The organism is Acidovorax sp. SUPP1855, assembly GCF_030158955.1.
Classification (GTDB): Bacteria; Pseudomonadota; Gammaproteobacteria; order Burkholderiales; family Burkholderiaceae_C; genus Paracidovorax.
The window spans coordinates 114,206-136,377 of the sequence record NZ_BQXI01000009.1; the positions used below are offsets into that span (position 1 = coordinate 114,206).

The following is a 22,172-nucleotide window of genomic DNA, read 5'->3' on the forward strand; positions in this document are numbered from 1 at the left end:
GGGAGGGATCGAGGGGGATGGGCCGGCCAATCTATCAGCCGTGCAGGCGACGCGCAATCTCCGCCACGCGTGCGCCGTACGACCGGCCCGTGTCCAGGTCGCCCTGGAGCATTTCCTGCACGCTGGCGTCGGAGGGCGACTGGGCCAGCACGCCGACTGAGCCGCCCAGGTTGTTCAGGTCGTTGCGGGTGGCGGCCTTGGAGTTGCTGGGCAGCAGGCCCAGGCTCACCCAGATGCCGCCATGCTGAGATGCCAGGGTGTGCAGGTAGGCCAGCGTGCCCTGCTTGTCGCCGTTCAGGCTGGCGCTGTTGGTGAAGCCGCCGAACACCTTGTCCTGCCAGCTGCGGCCGAACCAGGCCTTGGAGGAGGCGTCGGCGAATTTCTTGAACTGCCAACTCGGGCCGCCCATGTACGTGGGCGTGCCGAACAGGATGCCATCGGCCGCCTGCAGGGTGTCCCAGCCGCCTTCGGGCAGGTTGCCATCGGCATCGATGGCGACCAGCTGCCCGTTCGCGCCTTCGGCCACGGCCTGGGCCAGGCGCTGCGTGTGGCCATAGCCGGAATGAAAGACCACTGCGATTTTTGCCATGAGGAACTCCTTGAATGGGTAGGTGGGTTGGGAAAAGAAAAAGGGAGGCTGCCGATGCTCAGCCCGCCAGGTCGAACACCAGCACTTCCGCCTGCGTGCCCTGCCCGAACGCCAGCAAGGGTTCGTGCTCGGCGAAGGCCGCGTCGCCGGGCGCCAGGGCAAGCCCGTTGACCTGCAGCGCCCCGCGCACCAGCTGCACGTAGCCCTTGCGGCCGGGTGGCAGCGCCAGCGTGGCGGCTTCCGCCCCATCGAACAGGCCAGCGTACAGGCGGGCATCCGCATGGACGGTGAGCGAGCCGCACGCGCCATCGGGCGAGGCCAGCAGCCGGAGCATGCCGCGCTTGTCCGCATCGGCGAAGGTCTTTTGCTCGTATTCGGGGGCGATGCCGCGGGCATCGGGCTCCAGCCAGATCTGCAGGAAATGGGTGGAGCGCCCGGGGGCATGGTTGAACTCGCTGTGCGTCACGCCCGTGCCGGCGCTCATGCGCTGCACGTCGCCCTGGGGAATGCCGCGCACGTTGCCCAGGCTGTCCTTGTGCGCCAGTTCACCGCACAGCACGTAGCTCAGGATTTCCATGTCGCGGTGGCCGTGGGTGCCGAAGCCGGTGCCCGGTGCGATGCGGTCTTCGTTGACGACGCGCAGGCTGCCGTAGCCCATGTAGCGGGGGTCGTAATAGCCGGCGAACGAAAAGCTGTGGTACGACTGCAGCCAGCCATGGTCGGCATGGCCCCGGTCTTGGGATTTTCGGACGGTCAGCATGGGCGGCGGGTTTTCATTCGGTGCAGCGACTTTAGAAGCACGGTGCGGCTTACAAGCCCAAGCGGATTGAAGGCATCATTCAAAATCTTTGAATCCCAGCCGCACCCACCATGCAAAATGCCCGCGATGCCCTGACCCCCGACAGCCTGGCGATGCTGCAGGTCATTGCCGACACCGGCAGCTTCGCCGCGGCGGCGCGGCGGCTGGGACTGGTGCCCAGCGCCCTCACCTACCGCGTGCGCCAGATCGAGGACGCACTCGACGTGCTGCTGTTCGACCGCAGCGCGCGGCAGGCGCGCCCGACGGAGGCCGGCACCGAACTGCTGCGCGAAGGCGCGCGGCTGCTCGAAGAAGTGGACGCGGTGGCGCACCGCGTTCGCCGCGTCGCCACGGGCTGGGAGCCGCAGCTGACCATCAGCGTGGACGGCATCATCTCGCCCACCACCCTGCTGGAGTTGACCGAGGCGTTCTACGCCATGGAGCCGCCCACGCGGCTCAAGCTGCGCACCGGCATCCTGTCGGGCACGCTGGAGATGCTGACCTCCGGCCGGGCCGACCTGGCCATCGGCGTGGCGGTCAACGCCTCCACCGTCTCCGGCCTGCAGCAGGAGACGATGGGAGAGGTGGAGTTTCTCTACGCCATCGCCCCCCATCACCCGCTGGCCGATGCGCAGGAGCCCATCACCGACACTGTGCTGCGAATGCACCGCGCCGTCGCCGTGGCCGATTCCGCGCAGCGCGGCAGCGTCACCATGGGCCTGCTCGGGGGGCAGGATGTCTTCACCGTAGACAGCATGCAGGCCAAGCTGCAAGCCCAGTTGCGGGGGCTGGGCGGAGGGTTCATTCCGGAGCCCATGGCCCGGCCCTACCTGGAGGCGGGGCGCCTCGTGACACGGCGGGTGGCCCGCGCACGGCGCAATGTGCAGTTGCACTACGCCTGGGGCGGGCCCGGCCACAGCGCGCCGGGCCGGGCGCTGCAGTGGTGGCTGTCCCAACTGCAAAGCCCCGCCACGCGCAAGGCACTGCTCGAAAACCATCATCATTTCTAGCGCACGAAGCCACGCGGCCAAGGGCCGCGCGTGTAGAGTGGGCCTTGTTTCACTGCTCCTGAACTTCGCTTCCGAAAGGCCCGGCCCCATGCCCCCAGCACCTGCCCAACGATCCAAGCAACGGCTGCGACGCAGCCCCTCCACGGAGACCCCGGCCCCATCCCCCGAGCCTTCGGCACCGGCCCGCCGCTTCGCCGTCATCGGTGCCGGCATGGCGGGCATCGTGTGCGCCCGCACGCTGGTCCAGGCAGGCCATGAGGTCACGGTGTTCGAGAAGGCCCCCCATGCCGGCGGACGCACCACCACGCTGGACACGGCCTTCGGCAGCTTCGATGCCGGCGCGCAGTATTTCACCGTGCGCGACTCGCGCTTCGAACGGGCCCTGGAAACCGTGCCCGGCCTGTGCCGGCCCTGGAGCGCCAACACCGTGCGCGTGCTCGACGCGGCTGGCCGCGTGGCCGCCGCGGCACCCCCGCCCGGTGAGCCGCACTGGGTTGCCAGCCCTGGCATGCAATCGCTGGTGGATGCGTGGTCGCGGCCGCTGTCGCAGGCCGGCCGCCTGCTCACCGGCTGCCGCGTGACCCGCATCGAACGCGACCCCATGGACGGCAAGCGCTGGCAACTGCGCACCGAGTCGCCCGATGGCGCGGCGCAGGTGCACGCGGGGTTCGACGCGGTTTTGCTCGCACAGCCCTCCGTGCCGGCGCTGGCACTGCTGCAGTCCTCCGGCACCGCGTCGGGCACGACCGTCGCGCCATCGCTGCACGCACCGCTGGCCCAGGTCACCATCGCCCCCTGCTGGACGCTCATGCTGGCGTTTCCCCAGGCGGTGCGGCCGGGCCTCACCACGCTGGGGCCGCAGTGGAACGCGGCGCGTAGCACCCACCACCGCATCGCCTGGCTGGCGCGCGAGTCCTCCAAGCCCGGGCGCGGCCCGGTGGAGCGCTGGACCGTGCAGGCCAGCCCCGCGTGGTCGCGAGAGCACCTGGAGGACGGCGAAGCGCGGGTGCAGGCCAAGCTCACCAAAGCGTTCTCCGAGGTGACCGGCATCCGCGCCGAGCCCGCGCACGCCGAGGTCTGCCGCTGGCGCTATGCGCAAACGCTCGCGCCGCTGGGCCGCTCGCACCTGTGGGACGCCAAGGCCGGCATCGGCCTGTGCGGCGACTGGTGCCTGGGCCATCGCCTGGAAGACGCCTTCGTCTCCGGACTGGAACTCGCCCTCGCGGTGGCATGACGCTGGGCGCCCTCTCCCGCTACATCGGCCGTTTCGCGCCGTCGCCCACGGGCCCGCTGCATGCGGGCTCGCTGGTGGCGGCGCTGGCCAGTTGGCTGGACGCGCGTTCAGCGCACGGGGGGCGCGGCGGGCAATGGCTGGTGCGCATCGAAGACGTCGACACACCGCGCTGCGCGCCCGGGGCCGACGCCATCATCCTGTCCCAGCTGGCCGATTGCGGCCTGCTGCCGGATGGCCCGGTGATGCGGCAATCGGAACGTGGCCTGCCGTACCAGCAAGCGCTGGACCGCCTGCTCGCCCAGGGCCGGGCCTACCCCTGCGCCTGTTCGCGCAGCGACATCGAGCAAGCCCAGGCCCGGCTCGGCCATGTGCGCCAACCCCATGTGGAGCTGCCCTACCCCGGCACCTGCCGCGGGGGGCTGCAGGGTCGGCCGGCGCGGTCCTGGCGGTTCCGCTCATCGGAAATCCAGAAAAAATTACCTGCCCGTCCAGGGCCGTGCGAGCGCGATGCCGGGCCTTCGGTCTCGCGCGACGGCGTGGTCTGGGAAGACCGCCGGCTGGGCGTGCAATCGCAGGACGTGGCGAGCGCGGTGGGAGACTTCGTGCTGCGCCGCGCCGATGGTCTGTGGGCCTACCAGCTCGCCGTGGTGGTGGACGATGCCGACCAGGGCATCACCCACGTGGTGCGGGGGGAAGACCTCGCCGACAACACGCCGAGACAGATCCTGCTGCAGCACGCCCTCGGCCTGGCCACGCCGCGCTACCTGCACACGCCGCTGGTGTATGCGCCCGACGGCGCCAAGCTCTCCAAACAGCACGGCGCGCCGCCGGTGGACACGCGCGAACCCGTCAAGGCGCTGGCCGCCGCCGCGCACCAGCTCGGCCTGCCGCCGCTGGTGCGGCCAAACGACACCCCGGTCGGCCATGCGCTGGAGCTCTGGGCGCGGGCATGGTCCGGAATCTACAATCGCTCACCGTGACAGAAACGCAATTGCCCCTGGCCGATGCCGGCCCGACGAATCCCCCCGAGCAGCGCCCTGCGCGCGCGGGCGGCGGTGCCCCCGCCGACGTCCCCTATCCCAAGACCATCAAGAGCTATGTGCGCCGCGCAGGCCGCACCACCACTGGCCAGGCCAAGGCCTTCGAAGAGCTGGGCCCTCGCTTCGTGCTGGACTACGCACCCCAACCCATCGACGCCCCCGCCGTGTTCGGCCGCACCGCCCCGCTGGTGCTGGAGATCGGGTTCGGCATGGGCGAAGCCACCGCGCACATCGCCGGCGTGCGCCCGCAGGACAACTTCCTGTGCTGCGAGGTGCACGAGCCCGGCGTGGGCGCGCTGCTCAAACGCATCGGCGAGCAGGGCCTGACCAACATCCGCATCCTGCAGCACGACGCGGTCGAAGTGATCGACCACATGGTGCCGCCCGGCACGCTGGATGGGGTCCACATCTTCTTTCCCGATCCCTGGCACAAGAAAAAGCACAACAAGCGCCGCCTGATCCAGCCGCCGCTGGTGGCCAAGCTGGCGGCCCGGCTCAAGCCGGGCGGCTACCTGCATTGCGCGACGGACTGGCAGCCGTACGCCGAACAAATGCTGGAGGTGCTGTCGGCCGAGCCCCAATTGGCCAATACCGCTGACGGCTACGTGCCGCAGCCCGACTACCGCCCCCTCACCAAGTTCGAAAACCGTGGCCTGCGCCTGGGGCACGGCGTATGGGACGTGGTGTTCGTGCGCCGAAGTTGACCGCATGACTGCAGAATCGACGCATCCATGAAGCCCATTCTCGACAACCTGGTCGAAATGACCGGCCACCGCGACCATCTTCGGCTGGAGGTGTCGGTGCTCTCCACGCTGCAGAAGCTGCCCGCGATCAAGGCAGTGCGTGCGCTCGAAATCTTCAAGGACGATGGCATTCCATACGTGCGGCCGCGCACCTGGTGCGACCAGGGCCAGATGGTGTCGACCAACTCCGAAGCCGCGGCCGATTCCCGCCGCGAGCCCCTCACCCAATACGCCGCGCTGCACGAATGCATCTTGCAGAAGGAGCGGCGCGCGCTGCATTCGCTGCGCAAGGGCGAGCACACGCTGTGGATGCCGGTGTGGATGCACGACGAGGTGCACGCCTGCATCGAAGTGACGCAGTCGCGGCCGTTCTCGGTGCACAAGCTGGACGTGATCCAGAGCGTCTTCTACGTCTACCAGAACTACCAGAGCCTGCTGGACTACAGCGAGCGCGATGCGCTCACGGGGCTGTTCAACCGCAAGACCTTCGACGAGCAGTTCGCGCGCCGCGCGGGCGTGTCCGGCAGCGTGCGCATCGCGGCCGACGAGATGCTCGCGGACGGAGACGGTGCCGACGCGAGCGAGCCGCTGCAGCAGTGGCTTGCGGTGGTGGACATCGACCATTTCAAGCAGGTCAACGACCGCTTCGGCCACCTGTATGGCGACGAAGTGCTGATCCTGATCGCCAACATCCTGCGCTCGTCCTTCCGCAGCCACGACCGCATCTTCCGATTCGGGGGTGAGGAGTTCGTGGTGCTGCTGCGCTCGACCACGCTGTCGACCGCGCACAAGGTGTTCAACCGCTTCCGCCTGGCGGTGCAGGAGTACAACTTTCCGCAGGTGGGCCGGGTCACGGTCAGCCTGGGCTTCGTGTGCACCGACCGCGGTGCGCCGGTCGAAATCCTGGGCCAGGCCGACCAAGCCCTCTACTTCGCCAAGGAAAACGGCCGCAACCGGGTGTGCTACTACGACGAACTGATCGACCAGGGCCACCTGCACACCAAGGTGTCCAACGACGACGTCGAACTGTTCTGACCGGCCGCCCCTGCGGCTGCCCAAACAACAAAGGCCCGCGATGCGGGCCTTTGTTTTTGCGGCGCCCTGAAAATCAGAGGCGTTCGCCCACCCAGCCTTGCACGGACGCCAGCGCCGCGGGCAATGCGGACGCATCGGTGCCACCGGCCATGGCCATGTCGGGCTTGCCGCCGCCCTTGCCGCCGACCTGTTGGGCCACGAAGTTGACCAGCTCGCCGGCCTTGACCTTGCCCACGCTGTCGGCGGTCACGCCGGCCGCCAGTTGCACCTTGTCGCCATCGACGGCCGCCAGCACGATCACGGCGGACTTGAGCTTGTCCTTGAGCTTGTCCATGGTGTCGCGCAGGGTCTTGGCATCCGCGCCGGGCAGCTGGGCCGCCAGCAGCTTCACGCCCTTGATGTCCACCGCCTGGGCGAGCATCTCGTCGCCCTGCGCCGAAGCGAGCTTGCCCTTGAGTGCGGCCACTTCGCGCTCCAGCCCCTTCACCTGGTCCAGCGTCTGGCCGATGCGACCGTTCAGCTCGGCCACCGGTGCCTTCAGCACGCTGGCCGCACGGGTCACGGTGTCTTCGAGCTGCTGCAGGTAGGCCAGCGCGTTGCTGCCGGTGACGGCCTCGATCCGCCGCACGCCGGCCGCCACGCCGCCTTCGGCCACGACCTTGAACAGCCCGATGTCGCCGGTGCGCGCCACGTGCGTGCCGCCGCACAGCTCGCGGCTGGTGCCGATGTCCAGCACCCGCACGCTTTCGCCGTACTTCTCGCCGAACAGCATCATGGCGCCGGTCTTCTGGGCCGACTCGATGTCCATCACGCGGGCGCCGGTGGCGGTGTTGGCCAGGATTTCCTCGTTCACGCGGCGCTCGATCTCGCGGATCTGCGCATCGGTCACCGGCGCGTTGTGCGCAAAGTCGAAGCGCGTGCGCTCGGCGTTCACCAGCGAGCCCTTTTGCTGCACATGGCTGCCCAGCACTTCGCGCAGGGCCTTGTGCATCAGGTGGGTGACCGAATGGTTGCGCATGGTGGCCGCGCGCAGGGCCGTGTCCACCTCGGCATGGACCGTGTCGCCCACGTTGAGGGTGCCGGCTTCCAGGCTGCCGTGGTGGCCGAACACATCGGCCTTGATCTTGAGCGTATCGGCCACCGCGAAGCGGGCCGAGCCGCTGGTGATCACGCCCTGGTCGCCCACCTGGCCGCCGCTTTCGGCATAGAACGGCGTGGTGTCGAGTACCACGACGCCCTCTTGCCCGGCGCGCAGCGCGGCAACGCCGACGCCGTCCACATAGATGGCGGTGATCTTGGCGGTCTTTTCGGCCAATTGCTCGTAGCCGGTGAAGCGGTTGACGTCGCCGGTGTACTCCAGCGCCTTGTCCATCTTGAACTTGCCGGCGGCACGGGCCTGCGCCTTCTGCTTGTTCATGGCTTCGGCGAAACCGCCTTCATCGACCGTCACGCCGCGCTCGCGGCACACGTCGTTAGTTAAATCGAGTGGAAAACCATAGGTGTCGTGCAGCTTGAACGCAACCTCGCCAGGCAACACCAATCCGCTCCAGTTTCGAACTACTGCATGTAAAGGCCCGCTTTCCGAAAGACCAGGGACGGTCATTTTCAAGCTATCAATTTCAACTGCGCTGATTTGATGGTCGGAAACGGCGACAGTTTCTGCAATCTTCTGATCGTCTTTGAAAGAAACTAGTCGTACGCCCGTTCCTTCTGTAGCAAACCATCGGAGCGATTTGTTCTCAAGAACAGTTTTAGCAAGCTCAATATCCAAAGCTGAATCCAACAAGTTCATGCCGTTGGCCAGCGTCTCGAAGAAGCGTTCCTCTTCGGCCTTGAGCACCTCGGTGATGCGCTGCTCCTGCTCGCGCAGCTTGGGGTAGGCGTCACCCATCTGCTGCGCCAGGTCCTTGACGAGCTTGTGGAAGAACGGCGTCTTCTGGCCCAGCTTGTAGCCGTGGCGGATGGCGCGGCGCACGATGCGGCGCTCCACATAGCCGCGGCCTTCGTTGCTCGGCAGCACACCGTCCACGATGAGGAACGAGGTCGCGCGGATGTGGTCGGCGATCACCTTCAGCGACGGGTTGGACAGATCGGCCGTGTGCGTCTCGCGGCCCGCGGCCTTGATGAGCGCATCGAACAGATCGATCTGGTAGTTGCTGTGCACGTGCTGCAGGATGGCGGCCAGGCGCTCCAGGCCCATGCCCGTGTCCACGCACGGTGCGGGCAGTGGCTTGACGGAACCGTCCTCGGCCATGTCGAACTGCATGAACACGTTGTTCCAGATCTCGATGAAGCGGTCGCCGTCCTCGTCCGGGCTGCCGGGCGGGCCGCCGGGGATCTCGGGGCCGTGGTCGTAGAAGATTTCGCTGCAGGGGCCGCAGGGGCCCGTGTCGGCCATCATCCAGAAATTGTCGGACTTGTAGCGGCCGCCCTTGTTGTCGCCGATGCGGATCACGCGCTCGGGCGGCAGGCCGATTTCCTTCGTCCAGATGTCGTAGGCCTCGTCGTCCTCTTCGTAGACGGTGGCGAGCAGGCGTTCGGCCGGCAGCTGATAGACCTCGGTGAGCAGCTCCCAGGCCCACTTCAGCGATTCGCGCTTGAAGTAGTCGCCGAAGCTCCAGTTGCCCAGCATTTCGAAGAACGTGTGGTGGCGGGCCGTGTAGCCCACGTTCTCCAGGTCGTTGTGTTTGCCGCCCGCACGCAGGCAGGCCTGGACGGAGGTGGCGCGCTGGTAGGGACGCTTGTCGGTGCCCAGGAACACGTCCTTGAACTGCACCATGCCCGAGTTCGTGAACATCAGCGTCGGGTCGTTGCCCGGCACGAGCGGGCTCGACGGAACGATGGTGTGGCCCTTCGACGCGAAGAAGTCGAGGAAAGTCTTGCGGATGTCTGCGACGCTGGAAGTGGGCTGGCTCATCTTGGAATCTGGTGGGGTGCCGAGGTGCCTCAACGCATGTGAGGCCCATGAAGGCCCGGCGAGGGCTGGGGACGTCGATTATAGGTTTCGGGGCATGCCGGAGGGCGGCCCACCCTATTGGGCAGCGCGGCGCCCGTCCAAGGCGCCGGAGATCGGCCCCGCCATGCCCTGCGGGCCTTTCGCGCCCGGCCCGGCCAGGCGCGGGCCTGCGGCTCAGCCGTCCGCGCGGTTCGTGTAGCTGGCGTTGCCCAGGCCCGTGCCCACGGTGAGCACGGCCCAGCGCTTCACGTCGGTGGTGAAGGGCAGCTCCGACAGGCCCTGCACCACCGCATCGTTGTGCAGGCAGACCTGCGTGCGGCCCTGGCCGATGTAGGGCAGGCGCTCGCACAGGTCGCGCGGCAGGTGAAAGCGGATGCTCTCCCAGTTGCCCGGCAGGTTCTGCGTGCCGCCCGCCAGCGACCCGTCTTCGCAGACCAGCCCCGGGCAGGCCACGCCGACGTAGGGCGCGAGGCGGATGTTTTCCTTATCCGCATGGGCCACGAGGTCTTCTAGCATCTCCGCGATGCCTTCGACCAGTTCGTCGCGCTTGGGGGCGTCGTCGGCATGGCCCCACTTCTCGCGGATCAGCACCTCGGCCTTGGACATGTCGGGCGCGCTGTGCAGGTGGGTCTGCACGATGCCGCAGCGCACGTTGGTGCCGCCGATGTCCACGGCCAGGATGGCGTCGTAGCTTTGCAGCAGCGCCGGCGGGGCCAGGTGCACCCAGCCGATCAGGCCGCCCTCGTCCGCGTGGTGGTGCAGGGTGCGCAGTTCGACGGAGGTCTTTTCCTTCTTGAGGATTTCGGCAGCGCGGGCGATGGCCCGTTCGCCCACTTCGCTCTGGTGAAAGCCCCCGCCGATGATCACGCGCTTCACGCCGCGCCAGGTCTTGTGCTTGAGAAAGCACTGCACCACATGGGACAGCTGCAGCGCGTAGTCCTCCGAGGCGGCCTCGATGGCGCGGGCGGCGGTGCCGTCCTTTTCGAGCAGCTCGTCCAGGCGTTGCTTGCTGATCTCGCGCGTGGGCTTGCTGCCCAGCGGGTCCTTGCCGGCCATGTCGGTATAGAGCTTGCGCCAGGCATCGAGCATTTCACGGAAGGCGGTGCGGCTGGCGTTGTCGCCCACGAACCCGTCGCCGTCGCGCAGTTCCAGGCTGTAGCCGTCGATGGTGACCGAGGCCAGGCGCAGGTCGCCGTGCGGTCCCAGCACGCACAGATCGCGCTGCGCCTTGATTTCCTTCTCGCTCATGGCCGGATCGGCGGATTTGTCTTTTTCTTTCTCTTTGTCTTTGGATGCCATGCGTTCCCTGAATCGGATGCGGGCCCGCGGCGCGGGCGACCCGCCGATGGTGGCTCGAGCGGGCACTGCCCCTTCGTCAGCCAAGACGCCCTTTGTCGTCGGACGGCGCCGCGAGGCGAAACCGGTCCCCACACACTAAGAAGGCGTGATTTGCTATGAATTCAGTAGCAATTCAGGCATGAAATCCGACGGCATCAGGGCCAAAACACTTCAAACATCAGCGGGCGGCCCGGCGCGCCCGCCATGCCTGCGCCCTCACCCCGCCCCAGACCGCCAGGAACACGGCAGCCCCGAACACCCAGCCCGACAGCGCGCCGGCCATGCCCCCCGACAGCAGGGTGCCTACGGTGCATCCCAGCCCGGTCATCGCGCCCCAGCCCAGCAGCACGCCGCCGCCCAGTCCCCGCACGGCGTCGCGCCCGGTGGGCCTGCGCGGCGCGAACTGGCCGCTGGCCAGCGCCGCAATGAAGGCGCCCGCGACCAGTCCGCCGATCAGCACCGCGTTGGGCGTGAGCCAGGTCGCCTGCAGGGCCGTGGCGCATCCTGCCAGGCTGTCCAGGCCGTCGAGCCGGTCGGGGATCCACCCTTGCCCCTGCGCCAGCGAGCGGGCCGCGCTGCCCAGCGTCGCCGTGACACCCAGCGGCCGCATGCGCACGATCACGAAGGCACCGATGATCCCCACCGCCAATCCGCCCGCCCAGTACGGCCAGCGACCCACCCACAGTCGCCGCCATGCCTCGCGCAGGCCCGGCACGCCCGGGGGCGCGGCGGCGGCCCCGGGCGCCTCACGGGCGAATCCGCGCCACAGCCAGGCGGCGATGGCCGCCAGCACGCCCAACTGCAGCGCCAGCGCGCCGCCGTAGCCCAGGTGCGCCGGCAGCCACACGACCGGTGCATCGGCCACGCTGGCGCTGTACAGCGGGTTCCAGGTGCGAAACCCCAGGATGAACCCGCCGGCCGATCCGATCAGGGCGAAAGGCGCGACGGGCGAGCCTTCCGCCAGCCGGTACCAGTGCGCGCTGATGCACGAGCCCGACACCACCATGCCGGCGCCGAACGCCAGGCCCGCGGCCACCAGGGCCAGGCTCACCGGGCCGATGTGCATGTCCGCCGGCAATTGCCCGGCCGTGGGCACCGGCACCCAGCTGCCCAGCACGACGGTGTAGCCCACCGTGCCCACGGCCAGCGCCAGCACCAGGGCCAGCAGGCCGCGCGGGTTGCCGTCGGCGAACCAGTCGCGGGCATGGCAATAAAAGCAAAAGCGCGACCGCTGCAGCACCACGCCCAGCACGGCGCCCACCGCCAATGAGAAAGCCAGCGTGCGCCCGCCCGGCTGGGCCTGCAGCGCATGGGCTGCAACCCCCACCGCGGCCAGCAGCCCCCATGAAAACAGTCCCGCAGCGCGCATGGCCAAAACCTCCGGACAAAAAAAAGCCCGCACGCGGCGGGCTTGAAAAGAGACCCCCTACTGACAAACTGTTTTGGCCCGGCGTTACTTGGCGGCCCAGAGGGTGCCGGACGGGTTGGTGATGGGCACGCCCACGGCGTTGCCGTATTCGGTCCACGAACCGTCGTAGTTGCGCACCTCGTAGCCCAGGATCTTGCTCAGCGCGAACCAGGTGTGGCTGGAGCGCTCGCCGATGCGGCAGTACGTGATGATCGGCTTGCTGCCGTCGATGCCCGCGGCGGCATAAAGCTTCTTCAGTTCTTCGGCCGATTTGAACGTGCCGTCTTCGCGCACCGCCTGGCCCCACGGCACATTGGCCGCGCCGGGAATGTGCCCCGCGCGGACTGACAGCTCGGGCACGCCGGCCGGGGCGAAGACCTTGCCGGTGTATTCGTCCGCCGAGCGGATGTCCACCAGCCGGGCATCGCTGCGCCCTTCGGCCACCGCCAGCGCGTCGGACAGCCGGGCCCGCAGCTGGGTGTTGACGCTGGCGACGCGGTAGGTGGTGGCCACGGGTTCGGGCACCCGGTTGTTCAGCGGCCGGTTCTCGGCCTCCCATTTCTTGCGGCCGCCGTCCAGCAGCTTCACGTCCTTGACGCCGTAGATGTCGAACACCCAGGCGCCCCAGGCAGCGAACCAGTTGCTGGTGTCGCCGTAGAGCACCACCGTGGTGTCCGGTGCCACGCCGGCCTTGGACAGCAGCGCCTCGAATGCCTCCTTGCCCACGATGTCGCGGCGCACCTTGTCGTTCAGGTCGGAATGCCAGGAGAAGTTGACCGCGCCGGGCACGTGGCTGCGCTCGTACAGGCCGGGGTTCACGCTGACCTCGATCACGCGGACCTTGGCGTTGTCCAGGTTCTGCGCCAGCCAGTCGGTGGTGACCAGCGGACCCTGCGGTACCGGCGTGGCCGCGAAGGCGGTGCCGCACAGCGCGATGGCCGCGCCCAATGCCAGGGCATACAGGCCGTCGCGCCATGTCGGGAGGTGGCGTTGAAATCGCAGTGCTGCAGTCGTCATCCCTCGTCCTTTCGCTGGAGTGCCCACTGCGCCGTGCGGTGGGCTTGGAGCGAATCTATCGGGGCCGATGCGCTGGCCCAAGCGACAAGAACGCGTTTGGATATGCGCAAAACGGCAGGCTGGACAACAGAGGCGGTGCGTGGGCGCCATCGCATCGTGCCGCATGCGCACCGCTATGCTCGACGGCATGACCCACGCCCTTTTCCGCACCGCCATGGCCCCACGCACCCTGCCCCGTTCCGCAGGCCCGGCCACCGGGCCGCGGCTGGGCTGGCACGGGGCCGTGACGGTGCTGGCGGGCCTGTGGCTGGCGAGCGCTGCCGTCACCGGCGAGGCCGCCGAGGATCGGCACCTGGGTCAGGAGCATGGCTGCATGGCCTGCCACGGCATGGTCCGCAAGCAGGTGGGGCCGGGGTTCGCGCAGATCGCCGAGCGCTATCGCAACGACCCGGAGGCGCCGGTCCGGCTGGCCGGCAAGATCCGCAACGGCAGCGTCGGCACCTGGGGCCGCGTGATCATGCCGCGCCAGGCCCGCATCGCCGAGCCCGAGGCGCGGGCCCTCGCGCTGTGGGTGTTGTCGCAGCCTGCCCCGCCGCCTTGAGCGCTGGCTGGCCCTCTTTCGCCCGGCTCAGGGCGCGGGCGCCTTCATGGCGGCTTCCACCGCCTCGCGCGTGAGGGTCGGCACGAAGCTCTCGATGAAGCGGTAGGCATAGCCGCGCATCCAGCTGCCGCGCCGCAGGCCCAGGCGGGTCAGGTTGACCTCGAAGAGGTGGCGAGCGTCCAGCATGCGCAGGTGGCGGTCGCGGTCGGGGTCCACGGCGATGGAGGCGACGATTCCCACGCCCATGCCCAGTTCCACGTAGGTCTTGATCACATCGGCATCCATGGCGGTCAGCACCACGTCAGGCGTCAGGCCCTCGCGCGAGAAGGCCTCGTCGATGTGCGCGCGGCCGGTATAGCCCAACTCGTAGGTGATGATCGGAAAGCGGGCCAGCTGCTGCAGCGTGACGGGCTCGGCCTGGTCCAGCAGCGCATGCCCCGGCGGCACCACGATGCTGTGCGACCACCGGTAGCACGGCAGCGTGACCAGACTGTCGTAACCGGCCAGCGCCTCGGTGGCCACGCCGATGTCGGCCTCGCCGGACAGCAGCATTTCGGCCACCTGGCGGGGCGAGCCCTGGTGCAGGTGCAGCGACACGTGGGGGTACAGCGCCCGGAAGTCGCGCACCACCTGGGGCAAGGCGTAGCGCGCCTGGGAGTGCGTGGCCGCCACGGACAGGCGCCCTTCCTGCGCGGCGCTGAAGTCCAGGCCGGCGCGCTTGAGGTTCTCGGCCTCCAGCAGCAGCCGCTCGACGATCGGCAGCAGCGTGGCGCCGGGCGGCGTGAGGCCGGTGAGGCGCTTGCCCGCGCGGGCGAAGATTTCAAGGCCCAGCTCTTCCTCCAGCTCGCGGATCTGGCGGCTCACGCCGGGTTGCGAGGTGTAGAGCATGGCGGCCACCTCGGTCAGGTTGAAGCCGCAGCGCACGGCCTCCCGCACAGAGCGCAGTTGCTGAAAGTTCATGCGCCGCCCCTTGCCGGCCAGGCGTCAGCCGATCGTGGAAGGCCTGGGGAAATGTCGGTTGCCACGGAGAGCGGTCGGATCACGGAAAACACCTTTCAGGGAAGCTGCCGCGATCTTAGGAGTCGGCCCTTCAAACCAGAAAGAATATATTTCCATGACTTAGGATCAAAAACATCTGATGATCCATGTCAGTCCACCACCCGACGCCGCAGCAGCGCCATCACGAACACGGCGCCGATGCCCGCCGTGACGATGCCCACCGGCAATTCCTGCGAGCCCAGCAGCGTGCGTGCCACCAGATCGCTCGCCAGCAGCAAGCCCGCCCCAAGCACCCCGGCCAACGGCAGGAACGCGGCATGCAGGGGCCCCGACAGCCGCCGCGCCAGATGCGGCACCATCAGGCCGACGAAGCCGATCACCCCGGCCAGCGCCACGCAGCAGGCCGTCGCCACCGCGGCCACCACGAAGGCCTGCGTGCGCAGCCGCTCGGGCGCGATGCCCAGGCTGTGGGCGGTGTCGTCGCCGGCCAGCAGCGCATCCAGTGCGCGGTGGCGGCGCCAGACGAACACCATGGGCACGGCCAGCCCCAGGCATGCCAGCCACAGGTTGTCCCACCGCGCCAGCCCCAGGCCGCCGAGCGACCAGAAGACCACGGCATGCGCCGCGCGCTGGTCGCCCGCAAAGACCAGCCCGTGCGTCAGCGCGCCGAACAGAAACGACACCGCCAACCCGGCCAGCACGGTCTGCGCGGGCCCCTGCCCGCCCGCGCGGCGCACCAGCAGCAGCACGGCGCCCGCCGCCACCGCGGCCCCGGCGAAGGTCGCGGCCGGCAAGGTCCAGGCGCCCAGCCATTCGCCGGTCAACGTGATGACGGCCACGGCGCCCGTGGAAGCCCCCGAGGACAGGCCGAACAGAAACGGATCGGCCAGGTCGTTGCGCGTGGTGCTTTGCAACAGGCCGCCCACCAGGGCCAGCGTGGCGCCCACCAGCAGCGCCAGCACCACGCGCGGCAGGCGCAGGTCGCGCACGATGGCCTGCGCCATGTCACCCGCGGGCGCGCCGAACGCCCCGGCCCAGGGTCCCGCCAGTGCCACGGCCGCCTCGCGCCACGACACGGGCGCACTGCCCGCGGTGAGCGACGCCATGACCAGCAGCACCAGGGCCAGCGCGATCCCCACTGGGGCCGCGCGGCGCAGCGCGATCCGCAGAGGCACCGCGCTGCGCCGCGCGGTACGGGCATCCGCCCCCGGCGGCGTCATGGTGCCTGCCTCAGGGCGCGGGCCAGCTTTTCGATGGCGTCGATGTTGGCGGGCCCGGGCGTCAACTCGGCATAGCGCAGCGTGACGAAGCGGCGCTGGCGCACGGCGTCGGTCAGCCGCATGGCCGGGTGGGCCTGCAGGAGGCTCTGAAGGTGTTCCGGTCCCTGGCCGTTCTGGTAGTCCAGCAGCACGATGACCTGCGGGTTGCTCGCCGCGACCGTCTCCCAGGCGCTGGTTCCCCAGCTCATGGGGACATCGCCCAGCACGTTGCGCCCGCCCGCGGCCTCGATCAGGGCCGTGGGCATGGCGGCGCGGCCCGCGGTGAAGGGCTTGTCCTCGCCCGAGTCGTAGACAAACACGCGTGGCGGCTGCGGCAGCGGCGACCGGATCGCGGCCCGGACCCGCTCGCGCCATTGCGCGATGAGCCGCTCGGCCTCGGCACGGCGGCCGAAAACGGTGCCCAGGCGCAGCAGGTCGCCGTACAGCAGGTCCATCGTGGCGCGCGGTTTGTCGCCGAGCGTGTGCGCGCAGCTTTCGGTCAGGATCAGCGTCTGGATGCCGTGCGGCGCCAGGGTGGCCGGGGTCACCTCGCCCCCGGGCTGCATGCCGTAATACCAACCGGCGAAGAACAGATCGGGCTTGGCGGCCAGCAGCGTTTCCAGCGTGGGGTACTTGGGGGCCAGCTCCGGAATGGCCCCCAGGCTGCGCAGGAACGCCGCATCGGTCTTGTACCAGCCGGTGATGCCCGTCACGCCCACCATGGACGACTGCAGCCCGAGCGCCATCGCCATCTCGACCATGTTCAGGTCATGCACGACCATGCGCTTGGGCGGCGCGGCGATGCGCAGCGTGTCGCCGCAGTTGGGCACGGTGACGGGGAACCCCGGCACCGCACCCGCGCCCTGCGCCAGCGCGGGGCCCGCGCCGCACAGCACGCCGGCCACCGCCAGCGCCAGGGATCGGCCGGCAGCCCACCGCCGCAGCGCGCGCCTCATGCCGCCACCTTGCGCTCGAACGACCACAGCGTGCCGCCATGGCGCGGGTGCCGCGTGTGAACCAGTTCCATGCCGAACACGCCGGCCACGCGGTCGGCGCTCAGCGCCTCATCGGGCGGGCCGTCGGCCACCAGGGCGCCGCGGTCCAGCATCCACACCCGGTCGGCGAACGAAGGCACCAGGCCCAGCTCGTGCAGCGCGGCCACCACCGTGATGCCGAGCCCGCGTACCAGGGCCAGCAGGTCGGCACGCGCCGCGAGGTCGAGGTGGTTGGTGGGCTCGTCCAGCAGCAGCAGCGCGGGCTGCTGCGCCAGGGCGCGGGCCAGGTGCACGCGCTGGCGCTCGCCGCCCGACAGGGTGGACAGCGCCCGATGCGCCAGGGAGTCGACCGCGCAGGTGTGCAGGGCCTCGTCCACCGCCCGCGCGTGTTCCGCGCGGTCGGCATGGTGCTGGTGGGGCAGCCGCCCGAGGGCGACGTAATCGTGCACGCGGAACGCGAGGTCGGCGGTTTCGGTCTGCCCCAGCACGGCGATGTGCCGCGCACGCTCGGGCGCCGGCCAGGCGGCCAGGTCGTGCCCGAGCACGCTCACCCGGCCCTCGGTGGGCACGGCCCGCGCGCCCAGCAGCCTCAAAAGCGTGCTCTTGCCCGCGCCGTTGGGGCCGACCAGGGCCACGCATTCGCCGCGGTCCGCGCAGGCGTTCACGCCGTGCAGCAGCGGGCGCCCCTGCGGGGTGCGAAAGCCCAGGCCCTCGGCCCGCAGCAGCGCCTGCATGTCACAGCGTCCAGCGCAGGGCCAGCTCGAAGCTGCGCGGCGCGCCCAGCAGGATCTGGTCCGGGTAGAACGGATCGGCCCAGGCCGCGTACACGCGGTTGGTCAGGTTGCGCCCGCGCAGGGTCAGTTGCACGCCGCGGGCCACGTCCATGGCCACGGCGGCATCCAGCGCGGTGTAGGCCGCCAGCCGCACGGTGTTCGCATCGCTGTGGAACCGCTCGCCCACATGCCGCAGCGAGGCCGATACCTGCACCGGCACGCCGGCCACGAAGCGGTAGCCCACGCCGGCGTTGGCCACCACGCGCGGGGCGTTGGGCGGCGTGTTGCCCGAGAGCGAGCCGCCACCGGCCAGCGCGTAGTCCTGGTAGCGCGCGCGGTTCAGCGCCAGGTTGGACCACAGGCTCCAGTGCGCATCGGGCCGCAGCGCCACCGAGGCCTCGGCGCCCCGCGACTGCAGGGCCCCTGCCACGGCCAGCGACTGCCCGCCCTGTGCGGCATAGACGTTGCGGCGCTCGGTGTCGTACACCGCGAACGTCCATTCGCCGCGGTCCTGCCAGAACGACTGCTTGACCCCGGCCTCCACGTTGCGCGTGCGGGTCAGGTCCAGCGGCTGCGTGCCGCGCAGCAGGAACAGGTTGTTGGCCGCCACGTCGGCGCCCGTGGCGTACTGGCCATACACGGTGGTGCCGGCGGCTGGGGTCCAGGTCAGGCCGACGCGCCCCGTGGTCGGGTGCCAGGCCTTGTCGAACGGAAAGCCGGCGCGCGGCGCACCGGCGGCATCGGTGGAGGTGCGCGACAGTTCGATGGATTCGTGCCGCAGTCCGCCGAGCAGCGTCCAGCCCGGCGCAACCGAGAGCCGGTCTTCCAGCGCAAGCACCGTGTTGCGCACGCCGCTCGTCTGCCATTGCCGGGTGAGCGGGCCGTAGGTGCCGCGATCGGGGTTCACCAGGCTCACGCTGTCACCGGGGAAGTTGGCCGCGCCGGGGCGGGTCAGGTCAAGGTCGCTGTATTCGAGCGCCACCACCCAGCGGTTGTCGCGGCCGGCGATCTGGCCGTCCCACTGCAGCTCGGTCTTCTGGCCCACAGAGGTCTGGTCCTGGGCCACGTAGAAGCGCTCGCGGTCCACCAGGCCGGTGCCGGCGTTGAACGCGGCGATCTCATTGTTGAACCAGGTGCGCGTGGCCGTATAGCGGTAGATCTGCGTGCGCAGCGTGAAGGCGCTGTCGATGCGCCAGTCCATGCCGGTGCGCAGCCAGGTCTCGCGCGCATCGTTGCGGTTGTCCAGCACGTTGTAATTGGTGCGCAACGTGCGCCGGTCGATCGCGACCGGGCCGAGCGCGCTGCCGTTGAAGCCCGACGTGTAGGTGCCGGAGACCACGCCGCCTTCGGGCTCGATGCCGGGCGCGGCGGCGGAAACCAGCGGCGTGCCCCAGTAGCTGCTGCCCCGGTCGCGCTTGATCTCGGCCGCCACGAAGAACTTGAGGCCGGGGCGCACATGCCAGTCCAGCCCGCCCGACAGGTGGCGGTTGTGCTGTTGGGTGCCTTGCACGGGGCCGTCGCTGTCCGAGCCGCTCAGGTCGATGCGGTAATCCAGGTCCTTCCAGGCGGTGGTGCCGCCGGAGCCCAGGCGGACGCGGCGCTCGCCGAACGAGCCGGCGGCCGTCTCGACCTCGGTCTGGACCGGGCCGCGGTGCGGCGCGCGGGTGACGAAATTCACCGCCCCGCCCGAGGCGCCCTCGCCCGACATCAAGGAGGCCGCGCCTTTCAGGAATTCGATGCGCTCCAGGTTGGCGGTGTCCATGACGCGCGAGGTCATGTTGGGCGGACCGATCTTGATGCCGTTGTAGAGCGTGTTGATCTGGCTGTTGGCAAAGCCGCGCATCGAAAACGCACTGGGCTCGGCAGGAAAGTCCCCAGCCGTCACGCCCACGGCCGCTTGGGCCGCTTCGGTGACGGTGCGCAACCCGCGTTCACCCAGCACTTGGCGCGAGACCACGTCGATGGACGCCGGTGTTTCGCGCACCGACAGGCCCAGGCGGGACGCGCCCTCGGCCGGCTGGTCCAGCGCGCCCGGCGTGGCTTGCTCCTTCACGACCACCGTGGGCAGCGCGGCGGTGCTGCCGCCCTCCTGGGCGATGGCGCCGGGCGCGGACAGCGCCAGCAAAGGGGTCAACCAGAGGGAAGCTGTCGGGCAAAGCGGTCGCATGATGGGATGGAAAAAGACAGGGAGCGGCCTTTGAGAGCGAGGCCGGCGTGGACGGTGGAAAAGGCAGGCCCCGATGCGCGCGAGCCGTGCGGATGCCAAGGCCGCCGGCGGCCGGGGCAGAGCGCCACGGCGGGATCACAGGGAAAGGTGCCGCAGTTTAAAAGGGGATGAGGATGGCCGAAGGTGAATTTATTTACTACTGCAACTGAGTTGCAACAGCGAATTCTAGACCCAATAACGCAACTTATATGCGTTATTAAAAACTTCCATGCCCTGTGCCTGAACAAAGCCCAAAGGCGAGCCGCCCTTCTCCGGGCCGGCACAGTGCATGCCGGCCACGTGGCCGTCCCCCTTTCTCTCAATGGGCGACGACCGACTCCGCCAGGGGCAGGCGCCAGCGTTCCTCGATTCGGGCGTCTTCGGCGCGGTAGCCCAGCGCCACAACGAGGGGGATGACGGTGCCGCGCGGCAGTCCCAGCAGCTTGGCGACGGCGGACGCGGAGAAGCCCTCCATGGGGCACGAATCGATGCCCTTCGCCGCCGCGGCCAGCAGCAGGGTCTGGGCCGCGAAGATCGCATTGCGCGCGGCCCACTGGCGGCCGCCGATGTGCCCCACAGGCAGCAGCGACAGCGTGGGGCGCGCCCAGGCGGCCAGCAGCAGCCATGGCGACCACAGCACCGACGAGCCCGTACCCAGGATCCGCTGGAACATGCCGATCTGCTTGCGGTGGTAGGCCTTTGATTCCGGCCCCAGCCCGGTCGATCGTTCGACATGGTCGAGCTGCGCCTGGGCGGTGCGCCGCCCGATGGCGGGACTGGCGGCAAAGACGACGAAATCCGCGGCCGATGCCGCCGCCTTCTGCCCGTTGCAGGCCTGTGCGAGGCGGGCTTTCACGGCCGGGGTGCGAACCCAGTGCAGCTCGTAGGGCTGCATGTTTCCGCTGGACGGGGCGAAGGTGGCCTCGCGCAGCAGGGCCCGGACATCCGCTTCCGGAATCGGTGTGGGCCGGAATCGGCGGATCGCCCGGCGAAAGCGGTTGGCGGCTTGGAAGGCATCCCAGGGATGCAGCAGGTCTTGTGTTTTCATGCTTTAAATCGTAAGTTAAAGCTTTTATTTCCGAAACTCGCGTTCCTATGCCGTCCCCGCGCAAAAGCAAAACCGCTGCCACGCCCCGCAAAATCCCGGTCCAGGCGCGCTCGCGCGCCACCGTGGATGCCATCATGCAAGCCGCGACTTACATTTTGACCCAGGTGGGCTGGGCAGGATTCACCACGAATGCCATCGCCGAGCGCGCGGGCGTGAACATCGGCTCGCTCTACCAGTTCTTTCCGAACAAGGAGGCAGTGATCGCGGAACTGCAGCGGCGCCACGCCGTCGAGACGCGCTCCGACCTGCGCAAGGCGCTGCAGGTCCTGCCGGAGCAGCCCTCCCTGCGAAAGGCGCTGACGGTGATCGTCGAGATGATCGTGGAGGAGCACCGCGCCGCGCCCGCCGTGCACAAAGCCATCTACGACGAACTGCCACGCACGGTGCGCGGCCTGGAAGAAGACAAGCACCAGCTGCGCGGGGAATTCCTGGAGGTGATCCGGCCGCTCATGCAGAACGTGCCGGACCCGGACCTGGCGACCTACCTGGTGGGCGTGGCCGCGCATGCGGTCGTGCACACCGTGACCGCGGAGCGGCCCAAGTTGCTCGGCGACCCCCGCTTCGCCCCGGAGCTGGTCACCTTGCTGGAGAACTACCTGTGCCGCACCGCGCCTTCGCAGCGGGACGAAAACGCCTGAGACAGCCGCTTCGCTTGGCCGCGCCGGGCGTGCGCCCTACCAGCGCCGGCCCAGCGGCAGGTACCGCAGGACGCTGGCCAGGCCCTGGCGCCCGCTGGCGGCCCGCACCAGCAGCGCACTGCCCAGCGCAGAGCCGACGGTGCGCCGCAAGGGCGAGGGGCTGCGGCGCGAGGCCAGCAGCAGCGCGGCGCCCGCACCCAGCACCAGCCAGTGCTCGCCCTGGAAGCCGGGGCGCCGGTCGTCGTACCGCTGGAGCCGCTTGAATGATTCGATGGGAGAAGGATTCATGGGAGTGCCTCGTTGGAACAGGCCTCGACGCTACCGAGGCGCCGCGCGCCACGGTGTCGGAAAGCGCCCGCACGGATGAAGGCGGACACGCCGGGCGCCTGTGCCGCAACACGCGCTACCGGGATTGCCCCGCCAT

At 69.3% G+C, this 22,172-nt stretch carries 20 protein-coding genes; 7 read left to right on the top strand and 13 right to left on the bottom strand.

Going from position 1 to position 22,172, the window contains the following annotated elements:
- Nucleotides 1-34 precede the first annotated feature (34 nt).
- Both AVMA1855_RS10355 and AVMA1855_RS10360 read right to left on the bottom strand, forming a co-directional pair.
- Nucleotides 35-589, bottom strand: coding sequence for a flavodoxin family protein (locus AVMA1855_RS10355; RefSeq protein ID WP_284425638.1), 555 nt, complete (start codon nucleotides 587-589; stop codon nucleotides 35-37).
- 58 nt (nucleotides 590-647) lie between these two features.
- Nucleotides 648-1,349, bottom strand: a complete 702-nt coding sequence (locus AVMA1855_RS10360) for a pirin family protein (protein ID WP_284425639.1) — start codon at nucleotides 1,347-1,349, stop codon at nucleotides 648-650.
- Nucleotides 1,350-1,459: 110 nt separating this feature from the next.
- Between AVMA1855_RS10360 and AVMA1855_RS10365 the strand changes: the two genes are divergently transcribed.
- From AVMA1855_RS10365 to AVMA1855_RS10385, 5 genes are all read left to right on the top strand, one after another.
- Entirely contained in the window at nucleotides 1,460-2,398 is a 939-nt protein-coding gene (locus AVMA1855_RS10365) for a LysR family transcriptional regulator (protein WP_284404435.1), read from the top strand.
- Nucleotides 2,399-2,486: 88 nt separating this feature from the next.
- Entirely contained in the window at nucleotides 2,487-3,632 is a 1,146-nt protein-coding gene (locus AVMA1855_RS10370; protein ID WP_284425640.1) for an NAD(P)/FAD-dependent oxidoreductase, read from the top strand.
- Nucleotides 3,629-4,612 (top strand): tRNA glutamyl-Q(34) synthetase GluQRS, encoded by a 984-nt coding sequence (gene gluQRS / locus AVMA1855_RS10375; protein WP_284425641.1) that lies wholly within the window; start codon nucleotides 3,629-3,631, stop codon nucleotides 4,610-4,612. Before AVMA1855_RS10370 ends, gluQRS begins: the two co-directional genes overlap by 4 nt.
- Nucleotides 4,582-5,376 carry a tRNA (guanosine(46)-N7)-methyltransferase TrmB gene (gene trmB / locus AVMA1855_RS10380; RefSeq protein WP_284425642.1) on the top strand — a complete coding sequence of 265 codons (795 nt, stop codon included), beginning with the start codon at nucleotides 4,582-4,584 and terminating at the stop codon, nucleotides 5,374-5,376. The genes gluQRS and trmB overlap by 31 nt, the downstream gene beginning before the upstream one ends.
- Before the next feature lie 27 nt (nucleotides 5,377-5,403).
- A complete protein-coding gene (locus AVMA1855_RS10385; RefSeq protein WP_284399944.1) occupies nucleotides 5,404-6,450 on the top strand; it encodes a GGDEF domain-containing protein in 1,047 nt (348 codons plus the stop codon).
- A gap of 73 nt (nucleotides 6,451-6,523) precedes the next feature.
- Here the strand turns inward: AVMA1855_RS10385 and alaS are convergent, their stop codons facing one another.
- The 4 genes from alaS to AVMA1855_RS10405 all read right to left on the bottom strand — a co-directional run bounded on the left by alaS (nucleotide 6,524) and on the right by AVMA1855_RS10405 (nucleotide 13,169).
- Complete coding sequence (alaS, locus tag AVMA1855_RS10390) at nucleotides 6,524-9,367, bottom strand: alanine--tRNA ligase (protein WP_284425643.1); 2,844 nt, start codon at nucleotides 9,365-9,367, stop codon at nucleotides 6,524-6,526.
- A gap of 213 nt (nucleotides 9,368-9,580) precedes the next feature.
- Entirely contained in the window at nucleotides 9,581-10,705 is a 1,125-nt protein-coding gene (locus AVMA1855_RS10395; protein ID WP_284425644.1) for an ROK family protein, read from the bottom strand.
- A 217-nt stretch (nucleotides 10,706-10,922) separates the two neighbouring features.
- On the bottom strand, nucleotides 10,923-12,113 hold the full coding sequence (locus tag AVMA1855_RS10400; protein ID WP_284425645.1) for a YeeE/YedE family protein: 1,191 nt from the start codon (nucleotides 12,111-12,113) through the stop codon (nucleotides 10,923-10,925).
- A gap of 84 nt (nucleotides 12,114-12,197) precedes the next feature.
- The gene (locus AVMA1855_RS10405) at nucleotides 12,198-13,169 is read right to left on the bottom strand and encodes a sulfurtransferase (protein WP_284425646.1); all 972 of its coding nucleotides are present in this window, start codon (nucleotides 13,167-13,169) and stop codon (nucleotides 12,198-12,200) included.
- Nucleotides 13,170-13,356: 187 nt separating this feature from the next.
- Between AVMA1855_RS10405 and AVMA1855_RS10410 the strand changes: the two genes are divergently transcribed.
- Nucleotides 13,357-13,770: a c-type cytochrome gene (locus tag AVMA1855_RS10410; RefSeq protein ID WP_349817100.1), complete on the top strand. Its 414-nt coding sequence runs from the start codon at nucleotides 13,357-13,359 to the stop codon at nucleotides 13,768-13,770.
- A 27-nt stretch (nucleotides 13,771-13,797) separates the two neighbouring features.
- On the opposite strand, the gene AVMA1855_RS10415 is transcribed toward AVMA1855_RS10410, so the two are convergent.
- The 6 genes from AVMA1855_RS10415 to AVMA1855_RS10440 form a co-directional block, all read right to left on the bottom strand.
- Nucleotides 13,798-14,730 carry a CysB family HTH-type transcriptional regulator gene (locus tag AVMA1855_RS10415; protein ID WP_284414432.1) on the bottom strand — a complete coding sequence of 311 codons (933 nt, stop codon included), beginning with the start codon at nucleotides 14,728-14,730 and terminating at the stop codon, nucleotides 13,798-13,800.
- 188 nt (nucleotides 14,731-14,918) lie between these two features.
- Nucleotides 14,919-15,989: a FecCD family ABC transporter permease gene (locus AVMA1855_RS10420; protein WP_284425647.1), complete on the bottom strand. Its 1,071-nt coding sequence runs from the start codon at nucleotides 15,987-15,989 to the stop codon at nucleotides 14,919-14,921.
- Entirely contained in the window at nucleotides 15,986-16,984 is a 999-nt protein-coding gene (locus AVMA1855_RS10425; RefSeq protein ID WP_284425648.1) for an ABC transporter substrate-binding protein, read from the bottom strand. The genes AVMA1855_RS10420 and AVMA1855_RS10425 overlap by 4 nt, the downstream gene beginning before the upstream one ends.
- Nucleotides 16,981-17,757 carry an ABC transporter ATP-binding protein gene (locus AVMA1855_RS10430; protein ID WP_284425649.1) on the bottom strand — a complete coding sequence of 259 codons (777 nt, stop codon included), beginning with the start codon at nucleotides 17,755-17,757 and terminating at the stop codon, nucleotides 16,981-16,983. The genes AVMA1855_RS10425 and AVMA1855_RS10430 overlap by 4 nt, the downstream gene beginning before the upstream one ends.
- A gap of 1 nt (nucleotide 17,758) precedes the next feature.
- Complete coding sequence (locus tag AVMA1855_RS10435) at nucleotides 17,759-19,930, bottom strand: TonB-dependent receptor (RefSeq protein WP_284425650.1); 2,172 nt, start codon at nucleotides 19,928-19,930, stop codon at nucleotides 17,759-17,761.
- A 391-nt stretch (nucleotides 19,931-20,321) separates the two neighbouring features.
- Nucleotides 20,322-21,050, bottom strand: coding sequence for a nitroreductase family protein (locus AVMA1855_RS10440; protein ID WP_284425651.1), 729 nt, complete (start codon nucleotides 21,048-21,050; stop codon nucleotides 20,322-20,324).
- 134 nt (nucleotides 21,051-21,184) lie between these two features.
- Between AVMA1855_RS10440 and AVMA1855_RS10445 the strand changes: the two genes are divergently transcribed.
- Nucleotides 21,185-21,748 carry a TetR/AcrR family transcriptional regulator gene (locus AVMA1855_RS10445; protein WP_284425652.1) on the top strand — a complete coding sequence of 188 codons (564 nt, stop codon included), beginning with the start codon at nucleotides 21,185-21,187 and terminating at the stop codon, nucleotides 21,746-21,748.
- Between the two features lie 36 nt (nucleotides 21,749-21,784).
- Here AVMA1855_RS10445 and AVMA1855_RS10450 read toward each other — a convergent pair whose 3' ends face one another.
- On the bottom strand, nucleotides 21,785-22,036 hold the full coding sequence (locus AVMA1855_RS10450; protein WP_284404467.1) for a hypothetical protein: 252 nt from the start codon (nucleotides 22,034-22,036) through the stop codon (nucleotides 21,785-21,787).
- Nucleotides 22,037-22,172 lie beyond the last annotated feature (136 nt).

Excerpts from the sequence above, each read along its gene's own strand:
- AVMA1855_RS10355 (WP_284425638.1), bottom strand. The coding sequence starts at position 589 with ATGGCAAAAATCGCAGTGGTCTTTCATTCCGGCTATGGCCACACGCAG.
- AVMA1855_RS10360 (WP_284425639.1), bottom strand. The coding sequence starts at position 1,349 with ATGCTGACCGTCCGAAAATCCCAAGACCGGGGCCATGCCGACCATGGC.
- AVMA1855_RS10365 (WP_284404435.1), top strand. The coding sequence starts at position 1,460 with ATGCAAAATGCCCGCGATGCCCTGACCCCCGACAGCCTGGCGATGCTG.
- AVMA1855_RS10370 (WP_284425640.1), top strand. The coding sequence starts at position 2,487 with ATGCCCCCAGCACCTGCCCAACGATCCAAGCAACGGCTGCGACGCAGC.
- gluQRS (WP_284425641.1), top strand. The coding sequence starts at position 3,629 with ATGACGCTGGGCGCCCTCTCCCGCTACATCGGCCGTTTCGCGCCGTCG.
- trmB (WP_284425642.1), top strand. The coding sequence starts at position 4,582 with ATGGTCCGGAATCTACAATCGCTCACCGTGACAGAAACGCAATTGCCC.
- AVMA1855_RS10385 (WP_284399944.1), top strand. The coding sequence starts at position 5,404 with ATGAAGCCCATTCTCGACAACCTGGTCGAAATGACCGGCCACCGCGAC.
- alaS (WP_284425643.1), bottom strand. The coding sequence starts at position 9,367 with ATGAGCCAGCCCACTTCCAGCGTCGCAGACATCCGCAAGACTTTCCTC.
- AVMA1855_RS10395 (WP_284425644.1), bottom strand. The coding sequence starts at position 10,705 with ATGGCATCCAAAGACAAAGAGAAAGAAAAAGACAAATCCGCCGATCCG.
- AVMA1855_RS10400 (WP_284425645.1), bottom strand. The coding sequence starts at position 12,113 with ATGCGCGCTGCGGGACTGTTTTCATGGGGGCTGCTGGCCGCGGTGGGG.
- AVMA1855_RS10405 (WP_284425646.1), bottom strand. The coding sequence starts at position 13,169 with ATGACGACTGCAGCACTGCGATTTCAACGCCACCTCCCGACATGGCGC.
- AVMA1855_RS10410 (WP_349817100.1), top strand. The coding sequence starts at position 13,357 with ATGACCCACGCCCTTTTCCGCACCGCCATGGCCCCACGCACCCTGCCC.
- AVMA1855_RS10415 (WP_284414432.1), bottom strand. The coding sequence starts at position 14,730 with ATGAACTTTCAGCAACTGCGCTCTGTGCGGGAGGCCGTGCGCTGCGGC.
- AVMA1855_RS10420 (WP_284425647.1), bottom strand. The coding sequence starts at position 15,989 with ATGACGCCGCCGGGGGCGGATGCCCGTACCGCGCGGCGCAGCGCGGTG.
- AVMA1855_RS10425 (WP_284425648.1), bottom strand. The coding sequence starts at position 16,984 with ATGAGGCGCGCGCTGCGGCGGTGGGCTGCCGGCCGATCCCTGGCGCTG.
- AVMA1855_RS10430 (WP_284425649.1), bottom strand. The coding sequence starts at position 17,757 with ATGCAGGCGCTGCTGCGGGCCGAGGGCCTGGGCTTTCGCACCCCGCAG.
- AVMA1855_RS10440 (WP_284425651.1), bottom strand. The coding sequence starts at position 21,050 with ATGAAAACACAAGACCTGCTGCATCCCTGGGATGCCTTCCAAGCCGCC.
- AVMA1855_RS10445 (WP_284425652.1), top strand. The coding sequence starts at position 21,185 with ATGCAAGCCGCGACTTACATTTTGACCCAGGTGGGCTGGGCAGGATTC.
- AVMA1855_RS10450 (WP_284404467.1), bottom strand. The coding sequence starts at position 22,036 with ATGAATCCTTCTCCCATCGAATCATTCAAGCGGCTCCAGCGGTACGAC.